This window comes from Streptomyces sp. NPDC005808 (assembly GCF_042871385.1).
Lineage (GTDB): Bacteria > Actinomycetota > Actinomycetes > Streptomycetales > Streptomycetaceae > Streptomyces.
In genome coordinates this window covers 90,242-103,708 of record NZ_JBIAIK010000015.1, presented here as the reverse complement: position 1 = coordinate 103,708, position 13,467 = coordinate 90,242, and the positions used below count along the sequence as shown (strand labels likewise).

At 69.7% G+C, this 13,467-nt stretch carries 12 protein-coding genes and 1 riboswitch; of the genes, 7 read left to right on the top strand and 5 right to left on the bottom strand.

Annotated elements, in window-relative coordinates; genetic code table 11:
- Window positions 1-22: 22 nt before the first annotated feature.
- From ACFYPC_RS28910 to ACFYPC_RS28880, 7 genes are all read left to right on the top strand, one after another.
- Window positions 23-538 carry an Lrp/AsnC family transcriptional regulator gene (locus ACFYPC_RS28910; protein ID WP_365428805.1) on the top strand — a complete coding sequence of 172 codons (516 nt, stop codon included), beginning with the start codon at window positions 23-25 and terminating at the stop codon, window positions 536-538.
- Window positions 523-1,905, top strand: coding sequence for an aspartate aminotransferase family protein (locus ACFYPC_RS28905; RefSeq protein ID WP_388682002.1), 1,383 nt, complete (start codon window positions 523-525; stop codon window positions 1,903-1,905). Before ACFYPC_RS28910 ends, ACFYPC_RS28905 begins: the two co-directional genes overlap by 16 nt.
- 384 nt (window positions 1,906-2,289) lie before the next feature.
- Window positions 2,290-3,027, top strand: coding sequence for an ABC transporter ATP-binding protein (locus ACFYPC_RS28900; RefSeq protein ID WP_388681999.1), 738 nt, complete (start codon window positions 2,290-2,292; stop codon window positions 3,025-3,027).
- Window positions 3,009-4,538 (top strand): hypothetical protein, encoded by a 1,530-nt coding sequence (locus tag ACFYPC_RS28895; protein ID WP_388681996.1) that lies wholly within the window; start codon window positions 3,009-3,011, stop codon window positions 4,536-4,538. Before ACFYPC_RS28900 ends, ACFYPC_RS28895 begins: the two co-directional genes overlap by 19 nt.
- A gap of 109 nt (window positions 4,539-4,647) precedes the next feature.
- Window positions 4,648-5,055, top strand: coding sequence for a VOC family protein (locus ACFYPC_RS28890; protein ID WP_388681993.1), 408 nt, complete (start codon window positions 4,648-4,650; stop codon window positions 5,053-5,055).
- A gap of 142 nt (window positions 5,056-5,197) precedes the next feature.
- Entirely contained in the window at window positions 5,198-6,313 is a 1,116-nt protein-coding gene (locus tag ACFYPC_RS28885) for an LOG family protein (RefSeq protein WP_388681990.1), read from the top strand.
- A gap of 187 nt (window positions 6,314-6,500) precedes the next feature.
- Window positions 6,501-7,157, top strand: a complete 657-nt coding sequence (locus ACFYPC_RS28880; RefSeq protein WP_388681988.1) for an LAETG motif-containing sortase-dependent surface protein — start codon at window positions 6,501-6,503, stop codon at window positions 7,155-7,157.
- Between the two features lie 155 nt (window positions 7,158-7,312).
- Here ACFYPC_RS28880 and ACFYPC_RS28875 read toward each other — a convergent pair whose 3' ends face one another.
- From ACFYPC_RS28875 to rlmN, 5 genes are all read right to left on the bottom strand, one after another.
- Window positions 7,313-8,122, bottom strand: a complete 810-nt coding sequence (locus ACFYPC_RS28875; protein ID WP_388681985.1) for a maleylpyruvate isomerase family mycothiol-dependent enzyme — start codon at window positions 8,120-8,122, stop codon at window positions 7,313-7,315.
- Window positions 8,123-8,317: 195 nt separating this feature from the next.
- On the bottom strand, window positions 8,318-9,337 hold the full coding sequence (locus tag ACFYPC_RS28870; RefSeq protein WP_388681982.1) for an ABC transporter ATP-binding protein: 1,020 nt from the start codon (window positions 9,335-9,337) through the stop codon (window positions 8,318-8,320).
- A complete protein-coding gene (locus ACFYPC_RS28865; RefSeq protein WP_388681979.1) occupies window positions 9,338-11,014 on the bottom strand; it encodes an ABC transporter permease in 1,677 nt (558 codons plus the stop codon).
- Window positions 10,990-12,072 carry a thiamine ABC transporter substrate binding subunit gene (locus ACFYPC_RS28860; protein ID WP_388681976.1) on the bottom strand — a complete coding sequence of 361 codons (1,083 nt, stop codon included), beginning with the start codon at window positions 12,070-12,072 and terminating at the stop codon, window positions 10,990-10,992. Before ACFYPC_RS28860 ends, ACFYPC_RS28865 begins: the two co-directional genes overlap by 25 nt.
- Window positions 12,073-12,151: 79 nt before the next feature.
- Window positions 12,152-12,269, bottom strand: a riboswitch (TPP riboswitch).
- A 49-nt stretch (window positions 12,270-12,318) separates the two neighbouring features.
- A complete protein-coding gene (gene rlmN, locus ACFYPC_RS28855; protein ID WP_388681973.1) occupies window positions 12,319-13,425 on the bottom strand; it encodes a 23S rRNA (adenine(2503)-C(2))-methyltransferase RlmN in 1,107 nt (368 codons plus the stop codon).
- Window positions 13,426-13,467: the final 42 nt, after the last annotated feature.

Sequence of the window (13,467 nt, the reverse complement as noted above, 5' to 3'; positions counted from 1 at the left end):
CTTGCGGATCCGTCGAGACGTCGTGCAGAGTGAAGCCGTGGCCAGTCGAAGCGCAGACCCCAGGGACTCCCGCGAGTCCAGGAACGGCAGTCCCTCGTTGGACACCGTCTCCCTCGCCATCATCGAGCAGCTCCAGCAGGACGGACGCCGTCCGTACGCCGCGATCGGCAAGGCCGTCGGCCTCTCCGAGGCGGCCGTGCGTCAGCGCGTCCAGAAGCTGCTCGACCAGGGCGTGATGCAGATCGTCGCCGTCACGGACCCGCTCACCGTGGGTTTCCGGCGGCAGGCGATGGTCGGCATCAACGTGGAGGGTGATCTGGAGCCGGTGGCCGACGCCCTGACCGCGATGCCGGAAGTCGAGTACGTGGTGATGACCGCGGGCTCGTTCGACCTCCTCGTAGAAGTCGTCTGCGAGGACGACGACCACCTGCTGGACGTCATCAACAAACGCATCCGGGCCCTCCCCGGCGTGCGCTCCACCGAGAGCTTCGTCTACCTGAAGCTCAAGAAACAGACCTACATGTGGGGAACCCGATAACCGTGAGCACCAAGGACCTCAGCAAGACCGCGTACGACCACCTGTGGATGCACTTCACCCGCATGTCCTCGTACGAGAACGCGCCCGTTCCCACCATCGTGCGTGGTGAAGGCACCTACATCTACGACGACAAGGGCAAGCGCTACCTCGACGGTCTCGCGGGCCTGTTCGTGGTCCAGGCGGGCCACGGCCGCACGGAACTCGCGGAGACGGCGTTCAAGCAGGCGCAGGAGCTGGCCTTCTTCCCGATCTGGTCCTACGCCCACCCCAAGGCCGTCGAACTCGCGGAGCGCCTCGCGCACTACGCGCCTGGCGACCTGAACAAGGTGTTCTTCTCCACGGGCGGCGGCGAGGCCGTCGAGACCGCGTGGAAGCTGGCGAAGCAGTACCACAAGCTCACCGGCAACCACACGAAGTACAAGGTCATCTCACGTGCGGTCGCCTACCACGGCACCCCGCAGGGCGCCCTGTCCATCACCGGCCTGCCGGCTCTGAAGGCCCCCTTCGAACCGCTGGTCCCCGGCGCGCACAAGGTGCCGAACACCAACATCTACCGCGCCCCGATCCACGGCGACGATCCGGTGGCCTTCGGCCGCTGGGCCGCCGACCAGATCGAGCAGGAGATCCTCTTCGAGGGCCCGGAGACCGTCGCCGCGGTGTTCCTGGAGCCGGTGCAGAACGCGGGCGGCTGCTTCCCGCCGCCCCCCGGCTACTTCCAGCGCGTACGCGAGATCTGCGACAAGTACGACGTCCTGCTCGTCTCCGACGAGGTCATCTGCGCCTTCGGCCGCCTCGGCACGATGTTCGCCTGCGACAAGTTCGGCTACGTCCCGGACATCATCACCTGCGCCAAGGGCATGACCTCGGGCTACTCCCCGATCGGCGCCACCGTCATCTCGGACCGCATCGCCGAGCCCTTCTACAAGGGCGACAACACCTTCCTGCACGGCTACACCTTCGGCGGCCACCCCGTCTCCGCGGCGGTGGCGCTCAGCAACCTCGACATCTTCGAGCGCGAGGGCCTCAACCAGCACGTACTGGACAACGAGGCGAACTTCCTGCAGACCCTGCAGAAGCTGCACGACCTGCCGATCGTCGGCGACGTCCGCGGCAACGGCTTCTTCTACGGCATCGAGCTGGTGAAGGACAAGGCCACCAAGGAGACCTTCACGGACGAGGAGTCGGAGCGCGTGCTCTACGGCTTCGTCTCCAAGAAGCTCTTCGAGTACGGCCTCTACTGCCGCGCCGACGACCGCGGTGACCCGGTCATCCAGCTGTCGCCGCCGCTGATCTCCGACCAGTCGACCTTCGACGAGATCGAGGGGATCGTCCGTCAGGTGCTGACGGAGGCCTGGACGAAGCTCTGAGCCACGACTGTCCTCGGCTTTCCTTGGCTGTTCTCGCGAAGGCTTCGGCTTTCCTTGGCTGTTCTCGCGAAGGCTTCGGCTTTCCTTGGCTGTTCTCGCGAAGGCTTCGGCTGTCCTCGGCTGTCCTCACGAAGCTTCGGCTGTCCTCGCGAAGGCTTCAGCTTTCCTCGCGGAGGCTTCGGCAGCGCTCCGATGAGCTGAATCTGTGATCAACACCGGCCCCGGTGCCGCCCGTTCGAGTGAGAATGGGCCGCCCGGGGCCGCGTGCTGTCCGGCCTCCCGGCCCCGACTCCCTAGCGTGCCCAGTGACCGATCGGCCCTGCCTTCGTTCCCCCGACCGGGGGACTTGGCAAGGCAAATCAGATCTGAACCGAGGTGTACGCGATGGTGGCCCCGCCTGACAACGACGTGATCTGGGCACGCGCCCTGCACGTCAAGCACAACGGCTCGCCCGCGCTCAGTGGTGTCTCGCTCGGCGTCCGGGAGGGCGAGATCCTCGCCGTCGGCGGCCCGCGCGGCAGCGGCAAGACGACACTGCTGCGGTGCCTGGCGGGCCAGCTCCTGCCGGACCAGGGCGAGATCTGGTTCAACAGCACACCCGTGCACACCATGGGCCCGCTCACCCGCGAACGGCTGCGCCGCGACCGCTTCGGCTGGATCGACCCGACGCCGGTCCTCGTCCCCGAGCTGAACGCCTGGGAGAACGCGGCGCTGCTGCTGATGCTCCGCGGCTGCGGACGCCGGGCCGCCAAGACCGCCGCCCTGGAGTGGCTGGAGCGCCTGGACATCGGCGGCTGCGCAGGCAAGCGCCCGCACGAGCTGCTGCAGGCCGAGCGCCAGCGCGTCGCCGTCGCCCGCGCGCTCGTCCCCTCGCCCACCGTGCTCTTCGCCGACGAGCCGACCGCGCCGCTGCACCGCGCCGACCGCGCCCATGTGCTGCGTACGCTCACCACGGCGGCCCGTTCGCACGGCATCACCGTCGTCCTGGCCACACACGACGCGGAGACCGCGGCGCTCGCCGACCGCACGGTCTCGCTCCTGGACGGACGGCGCGTGAACACCGTCCATCTGCCCCCGGTCACCGAGTCGGAAGGCCGGGCCGCGTGCTCGCTCTCCGTCTAGCCCGCAGGGCCGACCCCCTCGTCCAGCTGCGCCGGCTCCTGGTCACCGCCGCGGCGGCGGGCACCGGCTTCCTGCTGCTGTGCACGCTGGGGTACGCAATGGCGCACCCGGACGCCTCGGCCGCCTCGGTGCTTCGCCTGACCTGGTGCGCCGCTCCGCTCGCCGCCACGGTGTACTTCGCGGTCGCGGTCGCCCGCGCCGACCCGGGCACCCGGCCGCGCCCCGGGCTCTCGGCGATCGGCCTCGGCCCCGGCCGTCTGATGGCCATCGCGGCGGTCACCACCGCTCTGTCCACCACCCTCGGCTCGCTGCTCGCCCTGCTGTTCTTCCTGCACCTGCGCGGCGATCTGACGGGGATGCCCTTCGACGGCGCGGCGGCCGAGTTCCTCGCCGCGGACCAGCCGCTCCCGCTGCCCGCCGCGCTGACGCTGCTCACACTGGTGCCGCTGGCGGCTTCGGCGGCGAGCGCGGTGGTGCTGCGTCCACGGGACGCGACGGTACGCCGCGGAGGCGCGTGGCTCGCGGCACGCGCGGGCGCGATGGGCAGCGCCCCGGCACGCACATCCCGGCGCACGCCTCGACATGCGGGGAGAGGCCGAGCGTCCGAGCCCCCGCAGGCCGGAAAGGGCACGCAGGCGCACGATCCGTCCGACGCCGCCGGGAACACGGACCCGGACGACATCACCGACGCCGGCCGGAACGCGGACACGTACGACATCACCGACGCCAGCAGGAACGCGGACACGTACGACATCACCGCTGCCTCCGCCCACGACCCAGGCGCATACGCCCGCTCCGGCAGCCCTCGTAACGAGGGAGGCCAGGACGGCAGCCCCAGCACCCACGCCGACCCCTCCCACGACCCGCGCCTCCTCGAAGTCCCGGGACTCTCTCCCACTCCCCAGAGCATCCCGAGCGGGCTTCCCTGGGGCGCCGCCGTGCTCGCGGCGGGCCTCGCCGTGGAGACGTACGCGAGCCGTTCGGGCGCGGCCCCCGGTCTCGCGCTGCCCGGCGGTTTCGCGGGCGGCCCCGCCGGAGTGCTGGTCGGCTGGGCACTGACCGCGGTCGGCCTGGCGCTGGCCGGCCCTGCGATCACCTACGCCTGCGGGCGGCTGCTCCAGGCCGTACGGCCCGGCGCGGTGCGGCTGCTCGCCGGGCGGGTGCTGCAGGCGGAGGCGCGGCGGATCGGTCAGCCGCTCGGCGTGGTGTGCGCGGTGGCGTCGGGCGGGTACGCCGTGGCCACGCTCTACACCGGCGCGCGCCCCGACTTCGGCCCGCTCACCACCCTCGGCGCCCTGGTGGTCGCGGGGTGCACCCTCCTGACCCTGGCGACGGCCGCCCTGGAGGCCAAGCAGGCGCGGGCGGACACCACGGCGGCATTGCTGCGGCTGGGAGCGCCTGCGACCATGCTCCGGAGCGCCGCCGCCCTGCGCGCGGGTGCGCTGCTCGCCGTATTCGGCCCGCTGACCTGGGCGGTCGCCGAACTCGCCGCGCTCCCCCTGGTCGGCTGACCGCCCGAGGGAGAAAAGTCCGCGCCGAGCGATGAGTTCCGCGCGGACCCCGGGTCTATCCCTGCGAACGACACCACAGCGCCGTACCGCACCGATGGGAGACCCCGACATGTACCAGCAGATGATCTTCGTGAACCTGGCCGTCGCCGACGTGGACACCTCGAAGAAGTTCTTCACCGAGCTCGGCTACACGATCAACCCGCAGTTCTCGACGGACGACTGCGCCTGCGTGGTGATCAGCGACACGATCGTCGCGATGATGCTGAGCAAGCAGCGCTACGCCGACTTCACGAAGAAGCAGATCGCCGACTCCACCAAGACCAGCGAGGTGCTGCTGTGTCTGAGCGCCGAGAGCCGCGAGAAGGTCGACGAGCTCGTCGACAACGCGATCGCGGCGGGCGGCTCGGCCTCGGGCGAGACCCAGGACCACGGCTTCATGTACGGCCGCGCATTCGACGACCCGGACGGCCACACCTGGGAGGTCATGTGGATGGACCCGGCGGCGGTACAGGGCTGACCCCCCACGCACAGGCGTCCGGCGGCCTCACGGCGCCCCAACTCCCCGCACTCCCTTCGCCCTCAGGCCGCCGCCACCTCCAGGCCGCCGCCACCGCCAGGCCGCCCCCGAACCCCGCCGCCCGTGCGCCTAGCATGGCCGCGTGCAGCCGACCCCCCTTCACGCTTCCCGCGACCGTGAGATCGAGTCCCTCGCCGAGTTCGACGAGGTGGTCTCGAAGCACGGCTCACTCGCGCACCTTCGCGTTCAGGCAGTCGATCTGACTGCCCGTACGACCGATCTGCTGTCCCTGGACACCGCGGGCGCCGTCTTCCTCGGCTGCCCGATGGACCCTGACGCGGCGGCGAGGGTACGCGCGGCGGGCGCGCTGGTCTTCCCGCCCGTCCCCGGTCTGCCCTTCGACCCCTACCGTGGCCTGCTCTACTCCCCCGCCGAACTCTTCGACGGGCTCGACGTGGACTACGAAGCCACGCCGGACGCCCGCGCGTACGCCTGGTTCCAGCAGACCAAGGCCGACGGCGACATATTCGCCTCGATGCTGCGCGCCGTCCACGACGACGCGGTCTCCGACGCACTCGACGAACTCCTCGTCGGCGCGCGGGTGGTGGGTGTGATGGGCGGCCACGCGATGGCGCGCGGCACGCAGGCGTACGAGGGGGCGGCGCGCCTCGGCCGTGAGCTGGCGCGCGCCGGTTACACCGTCGCGACCGGCGGCGGCCCGGGCGCGATGGAGGCGGCGAATCTCGGCGCGTACGCGGCTCCCTTCGACGACGAGATGCTCGGCGAGGCCCTCGAACTCCTCGCGCGGGCGCCGTCGTTCGTCCCCTCGATCACCGACTGGGCGCGCGCCGCCTTCGACGTACGCGAACGCTGGCCCTCCGGCGGCGCCTCGGTCGGCATTCCCACCTGGTTCTACGGCCACGAACCGCCGAACGCCTTCGCCGCGCACATCGCCAAGTACTTCGCCAACGCGACCCGCGAGGACGGCCTGCTGGCTCGCTCGAACGCGGGCGTCGTCTTCCTGCCGGGCGCCGCCGGGACCGTACAGGAGATCTTCGACAACGCGACGCCGAACTACTACGAGTCCCGTGGCGAGCCGACGCCCATGGTTCTCGTGAACCGCGCCCACTGGACCGAAAAACACCCCACCTGGCCCCTTCTCCAGTCGCTCGCCCGCGAACGCGCGATGGAGTCCCGAATCGCCCTTGTTGACCGTATCGAGGACGCTCCCGACGCTCTCAAACGTCTCGCCGGTTAACGACAAGGTAAAGGCAACGCCTTGGCAGGGCATATGCATTGACAGCCCTTAGCCGACGCTTATAAACCAGTGAGGCTACTGGGGGCGCTGTTGTGGCAGCAGAGCAGCAGAAGGCCCCTCTCACCCCCCGCAGTTGCGCATCCCGTGAAGGGCAATCGTGTCCATATCTCGCCGTACCGCACGTTCTGTGCGAATCCTCGGTGTTGCTTCAGCGACGGCCGCGCTCGCGCTCGGTGTCGCCGGCAACGCAATGGCCTGCAACATTAAGGACTTCTCCGCTGTCGCCGACTGCGATGACAACGGGAAGGGCATCATCACCGTCACCGACATAGACGCCTCGGGCGTAAAGGCCACCGTGAAGGTCTACCTCGAGTCGAACGGCGCCGACGCGAAGCTCGTCGGCGAGGAGACGGTGGTCGGCACCCGCGAGGGCGCCAAGGTCACGTTCTCGGAGGACTGGGCCCCCAAGGCCGAGTACCGCGTCCACATCAAGGCCGAGAACAACGCCGTCGACGAGGACATCTCCCCGAACCTGATCACGCCGGACAAGGCGTGCACGTCCACGGAGACCACTCCGCCGGCATCGACGCCTCCGGCATCGGAGACGCCTGCCCCGTCGCAGACGCCTTCGGAGTCGGCGACCCCGTCGCCCGCCGAGAGCACCACCGCTCCCGCCACGACGGGCAGCAACGCTCCGTCCCCCGCGGCCGGTGAGTCCAACCTCGCCGAGACCGGTGCGAACTCCAACACCCCGGTGATCGCCGGCATCGCCGCTGCGTTCGTCCTGGTCGGTGGCGGATCTGTGTTCTTCGGAATGCGCCGCCGTGGCGCGACGAAGGCCTGACCCTCACCCCGTACGAAATGTGTGGCCCGTCCCCTCACCCAGGAGGCGGGCCACACACCTGTGGTGCCCCTGGCGAGCAACCGCGAAGCGGGGCGTGACCCTGAGGGAACCCACGACACGGAACCTGACCCCGGCGAGCACCCGCGACACGGGACCTACCCGAACGTCGCCCGCTCCAGCCAGAACTCCAGCAGCTCCCGCTCCCCGAGCACTTCCAAACGACCGCCGTCCAGCGGCAGTCGGCGGTAGAAGGCCAGCAGTACGTCGGTCAGCGGGCCCCGCAGCGCGACGGTCGCCTTCTCGTGGCCCCGGCGCCAGACGACGCCTTCCTCGGTGAGTTCGACTACCCACTCGGCATTCAACTCGGGGCTCGTGTCGGTGGCGTGGAGATGGATGCTGCGCCCGGTTCCGCGCAGTTCCCGCGCCGCGTCGTGCGGCTGCGTCCGCTGCATGTACTCCACGATCCCCAGCCACTCGTCGATCGCGTCGGCGGCCACATCGGGGTCGACCTCGTACGGCAGCCCGGCGGCCAGCGTCGCGTCGGCGCGGTGGATCGCCAGCTCGTGCGTCATGCGGCGCGCCCAGAAACCGGAGTTCAGAACCCCGGCCCACCCCCAGACCTTCACGTCGGGCCCCGCCTCCCGCAGCGTGCCGACGAGCATCTCGCCGGTCTCCGCGAGCCAGGCGTCCAAGGCCGCCGGATCACTCTTGACCTCCGGCCCCGGGGCGAGAGGAGTGTTCTCGTCGGGGGTGTACTCCTGCACCCTGTTACGGACGAGGAGTTCGGCCCAGCGCAACGCCCCGCCCGTATGCCGTACGAGCCGCTCCAGCGACCAGTCCGGGCAGGTCGGCACGGTGGCGGACAGCTCGACGCCGTCCGAGCTCACCACGTCCCTCAACTGCCGCACCTGCGTCTCGATCGCGTCGCAGTAGCGTTCATGCCCGAGCACCCCGAGTGACGTCATGAGCCGCACTTTATGCGGCGGACGGTTCTGCGAGTACGTCATTTTCGGGCGCCGGGCAGTTGCGCGTGTACGCCGCTTCCGGACGCCAGGCAACTGTGCGTGTACGCCGCTTCCGGACGCCAGGCAGTTGCGCGTGTACGCCGCTTCCGGACGCCAGGCAACTGTGCGAGTACACCGCTTCCGGGCGCCGGGCAGTCAGCCGAGGACGACGGTCTCCGCGGCGTCGAACTCGACCCCGACCTGGTCACCGGGGACCGGCGCGTCCCTGAGCGTGCACGCCGCTTCGAGCCGGGGCGCGTCCTCCGGTTGCAGCTGTACGGCGACATGGGTGCCCCGGAACGTCCGGGCGACCACGGTGCAGCACAGCCCCTCGGCCGCGTCCACCAGCCGTACGCCCGCGGGCCTGACGAGTAGCGTGCCCGGCCCCTGCGGCACGCCCTCCGGCACCGGGACCTTCCCCCACGGGGTGTCCGCGGTCTCCCCGCTCACCGTCACGTCGACCACGTTGTCGAAGCCGAGGAAGCGCGCCACGAACTCGTCCGCGGGGTGCTGCCAGACCTCAAGTGGCGTACCCGACTGGGCGATTCGCCCGTCGCGCATCACGACCACCCGGTCGGCGAGCGCAAAGGCCTCGCCCTGGTCGTGCGTGACGGCGAGCACGGTCGTACCCAACTCGCCGAACAGCTCCCGGAGTTCGACGACAAGGCGTTCGCGCAGCGAGCGGTCGAGCTGGCCGAGCGGTTCGTCGAGCATCAGCAGCCGGGGGCGCGGCGCGAGGGCACGGGCCAGCGCAACCCGCTGCTGCTCACCACCGGAGAGGGCGGCGATGGCTCTGCGCTCGGCACCCGGCAATCCGACGAGCTCCAGCAACTCCCGTACTCGTACCGCCTGTTCGCCCTTGTTCGCGCCGTGCATCCGAAGCCCGAACGCCACGTTGCCGCCCACGTCCCGCTGCGGGAAGAGCTGGTGGTCCTGGAACATCAGGCCGACGCCCCGCCGGTGCGCGGGCACCTGCGCCTGGTCGCGGTCGTCGAGGAGCACCCGGCCCGCGTCGAGCGCCTGGAGCCCGGCCACCGCCCGCAGCAGCGTCGACTTGCCGCTGCCGCTCGGCCCCAGCACGCACACGATCTCGTGCTCGGCGACCGCGAGGTCGACGGCGTCGAGCACCGCACGCCCGCCGAAGCGTACGGTCGCGGTCTCAAGGCTCAGCAGCATCTAGAACTCCCCGGTCCGGTCGGTCCGTACCCGCTCCAACAGCAGCAGCGCCACCGCGCACACCACCATCAAGATGGTCGAAAGGGCCATCGCCTGGCCGTAGTTGAGGTCACCGGCGCGTCCGAGCAGCCGCGCCACGGCGACCGGCAGCGTGGGATTGTCGGGCCGTGCGATGAAGACGGTCGCCCCGAACTCGCCCAGCGACACCGCGAAGGCGAAGCCGGCCGCGACCAGCAGCGCACGCCGCACCATCGGCAGATCGACCTCGCGCCACACCCGCCACGGCGACGCCCCGAGCACCGCCGCCGCCTCCCGCAGCCGCCCGTCGACCGCCCGCAGCACGGGCAGCATCGTTCGTACGACGAAGGGGACACCGACCAGTGCCTGTGCGAGGGGCACCAGAATCCAACTGCTTCTGAGGTTCAGCGGCGGTTCGTCCAGCGCGATCAGGAACCCGAATCCGACGGTCACCGCCGACACGCCCAGCGGCAGCATCAGCAGCGCGTCGAAGCCTCGTACGAGACGGCCCGCACGCCGGGTGAGGGCGGCGGCCGCCAGACCGCCGACGAGTACGGCGATGGCGGTGGCGGCGAGCGCGTACTGCAGCGAGTTGCCGATGGCCTCGATCGGCGGGACGAGGAAGATGCCGCTGTCGTCGGACGTCAGTGCCCTGTAGTAGCCGAAGTCGGGCGCGTCCAGAGACCGTTGGACCAGCACACCCAGCGGCAGCACGAGCAGCACGGCGATGGTCGCGAGAACCCCGGCCAGCAACGCACACTGCCCGCCACCACGTGGCCGGCGTGCGGTGGTCTCCGGGGCCACCAGACGCAGGGCGGTCTCCCGGCGCCGCACGGTCCAGGCGTGCACGGCGAGGATCGCGCCCACCGCCACGAACTGGATGATCGTCAGCACCGCCGCCGTGGAGAGGTCGAAGATCTCCGAGGTCTGCCGGTAGATCTCGACTTCGAGGGTCGAGAAGGTCGGGCCGCCGAGGATCTGCACCACACCGAAGGAGGTGAAGGTGAAGAGGAACACCATCAGCGCGGCCGCGGCCACGGCCGGGCTCAGGGCCGGCAGCGTCACCTTGCGCCAGGCCGCGAAGCGGGATGCGCCGAGCATCCGGGCGGCATCCTCCTGACGCGGGTCGAGCTGCGACCAGAGCCCGCCGACCGTGCGGACGACGACCGCGTAGTTGAAGAAGACATGCGCGAGCAGGATCGCCCAGACGGTGGTGTCGAGCCGTACGCCCCACAGCTCGTCGAGGAGCCCGCCCCGGCCGACGAGGGCAAGGAAGGCCGTACCGACGACGACCGTCGGCAGCACGAACGGCACCGTCACCACCGCCCGCAGCACTTGCTTGCCCCTGAATTCGAAGCGCGCGAAGACATACGCGCCGGGGAGCGCGATCAGCAGCGTGAGCGCGGTCGAGGCGAGCGCCTGCCAGGTGGTGAACCACAGCACGTGCCGGATGTCGGACTGCGCGAGGACATCCCCGATCCGCCCGAACTGCCAGACCCCGTCAACCCTTAGGCCTCGGGCCACGATCGCCACCACGGGGTAGGCGAAGAAGACGCCGAAGAACGCGACCGGCAGGGCCATCAGCCCGAGCCGCGCCGCGCCTCCCCGACGGGACTCCTTACGCGCCCGGGGCGTTACTTCAGTACGAGCGAGGTCCACGACTTGACCCACTGGTCCCGGTTGGCGGCGATCTTCGCGGGGTCCATGGTCTCGGGGTCCTTGGCCTGCGGCCCGAACTCCGTGAACTCGGCGGGCACCTTCGCGCCCTCCACCACCGGGTAGACGAACATGTTCAGCGGCATGTCGTCCTGGAACTTCTTGGTGATCAGGAAGTCGATGAGTGCTTCGCCGCCCTTGGTGTTCTTCGCGTTGCTCAGCAGCCCCGCGTACTCGACCTGCCGGAAGCAGGTGCCGGTCGCGACGCCGGTCGGCGCGGTCGTCGGCTTCGGGTCGGCGTAGATGACCTCGGCGGGCGGCGAGGATGCGTACGAGACGACTAGCGGCCGGTCCGCCTTGGCCTTCTTGCCGCCCGCGGACCCGGAGAAGTCGTCGTTGTACGCCTGCTCCCAGCCGTCGACGACCTCGACGCCGTTGGCCTTGAGCTTCGTCCAGTAGTCCTGCCACCCGTCGTCGCCGTATTTCGCGGCGGTGCCGAGCAGGAAGCCGAGGCCGGGCGAGGACGTGGAGGCGTTCTCGGTGACAAGCAGGTTCTTGTATTCGGGCTTGATCAGATCGTCGAAGGACTGCGGAGGCGTCAGCTTGTGCTCGGTGAAGTACGCCTTGTCGTAGTTGACGCAGATGTCGCCCGTGTCGATGGGCGTCACCCGGTGCTTGTCCTCGTCGACCCGGTACTCCGGGAGGATCTGGTCCGAGCCCTTGGCCTCGTAGGACTGGAAGAGCCCGTTGTCGAGCGCGCGGGACAGCAGGGTGTTGTCGACGCCGAAGAAGACGTCGCCCTGCGGGTTGTCCTTGGTGAGGATCGCCTTGTTGACGGCCTGCCCCGCGTCACCGTCCTTGAGGACCTTGACCGTGTACCCGGACTCCTTCTCGAAGGCGCTCAGCACGTCCTTGGAGTAGGCGAAGGAGTCATGGCTGACAAGGGTCACCGTCTTGGAGTCACCGCTGCTCCCGGAGCCGGACTCGGTCGAGCCGCACGCGGAGAGCGCGACAAGCCCCAACCCGACCGCTACGGCCGTGATCGTCTTCTTCTTGCTCACTGAATTCCTCCTGGGATGACCAGGAAGAGACGCGGCCCTGCCCGGGAACCTCTGACAGTTCCCGGGCAGGGCGCAACAGCTTGAGTATTGACCGAACTTCCTACCCAGAATGACCTGGGCAAGGTTCTGAGGGTCTGCGGCCCGCCGGTGACCGGCTGCCGCACTCTCAGCGCTGTGGCGCTCCCCTGTCGGAATATGAAGATGTGGGAACTACGGATGTAAGTACGACGTACGTACGCAGTCAGGTTACCGCTCGGTGGCCGCGAGCTGTCCGCACGCCCCGTCGATCTCCTGACCACGGGTGTCGCGAACGGTGACCGGCACCCCGTGGGCCGCGATCGCCTCGACGAACGCCTTCTCGTCCTCGGGCCGCGAGGCGGTCCACTTCGAACCCGGCGTCGGGTTCAGCGGGATGAGATTGACATGCACGGGCTTGCCCTTGAGCATCCGCCCGAGCCGGTCACCACGCCAGGCCTGGTCGTTGATGTCCCTGATCAGCGCGTACTCGATGGAGAGCCGGCGCCCCGACTTGGCCGCGTACTCCCAGCCGGCGTCCAGCACCTCCCGCACCTGCCAGCGTGTGTTCACGGGTACGAGGGTGTCGCGCAGCTCGTCGTCGGGCGCGTGCAGCGAAATGGCGAGGCGGCACTTGAAGCCCTCGTCGGAGAACCGGTTGATCGCCGGGACAAGACCGACCGTCGACACGGTGATGCCACGCTGCGAGAGGCCGAGCCCGTCGGGCTCGGGGTCGGTCAGCGCTCGGATCGCCCCGACCACCCTCTTGTAGTTGGCCAGCGGCTCGCCCATCCCCATGAAGACGATGTTGCTGAGCCGCGACGGACCACCCGGGATCTCGCCGTCCCGGAGCGCCCGCATGCCGTCCACGATCTGGTGCACGATCTCGCCGGTGGAGAGGTTCCGGTCGAGCCCGGCCTGCCCGGTCGCGCAGAACGGACAGTTCATCCCGCATCCGGCCTGCGAGCTGATGCACATGGTCACCCGGTCCGGGTACCGCATCAGCACGGACTCGACGAGCGTGCCGTCGAAGAGCCGCCACAAGGTCTTGCGGGTGGTCTCCTGGTCGGTCGACAGATGCCGCACGACCGTCATCAGCTCGGGAAGCAACGCCTCCTGAAGCTTGCCGCGCGAGGCGGCCGGGATGTCCGTCCACTCCGCGGGGTCGTGCGCGTACCGCGCGAAGTAGTGCTGCGAGAGCTGCTTGGCACGAAACGGCTTCTCGCCGATCGCGGCAACCGCCTCTTTACGCTCAGCGGGCGTGAGATCGGCAAGATGCCGCGGCGGCTTCTTGGCTCCGCGCGGGGCGACGAATGTGAGTTCTCCGGGTGCAGGCATAACCCTCCCAGTGTCGCAGACATACGAAGAGGGACTCGCCGC

What these genes read in the sequence shown, in the direction of transcription:
- ACFYPC_RS28900 (WP_388681999.1), top strand. Translation starts at nt 2,290, where the DNA reads ATGGTGGCCCCGCCTGACAACGACGTGATCTGGGCACGCGCCCTGCAC.
- ACFYPC_RS28890 (WP_388681993.1), top strand. Translation starts at nt 4,648, where the DNA reads ATGTACCAGCAGATGATCTTCGTGAACCTGGCCGTCGCCGACGTGGAC.
- ACFYPC_RS28875 (WP_388681985.1), bottom strand. Translation starts at nt 8,122, where the DNA reads ATGACGTCACTCGGGGTGCTCGGGCATGAACGCTACTGCGACGCGATC.
- ACFYPC_RS28870 (WP_388681982.1), bottom strand. Translation starts at nt 9,337, where the DNA reads ATGCTGCTGAGCCTTGAGACCGCGACCGTACGCTTCGGCGGGCGTGCG.
- rlmN (WP_388681973.1), bottom strand. Translation starts at nt 13,425, where the DNA reads ATGCCTGCACCCGGAGAACTCACATTCGTCGCCCCGCGCGGAGCCAAG.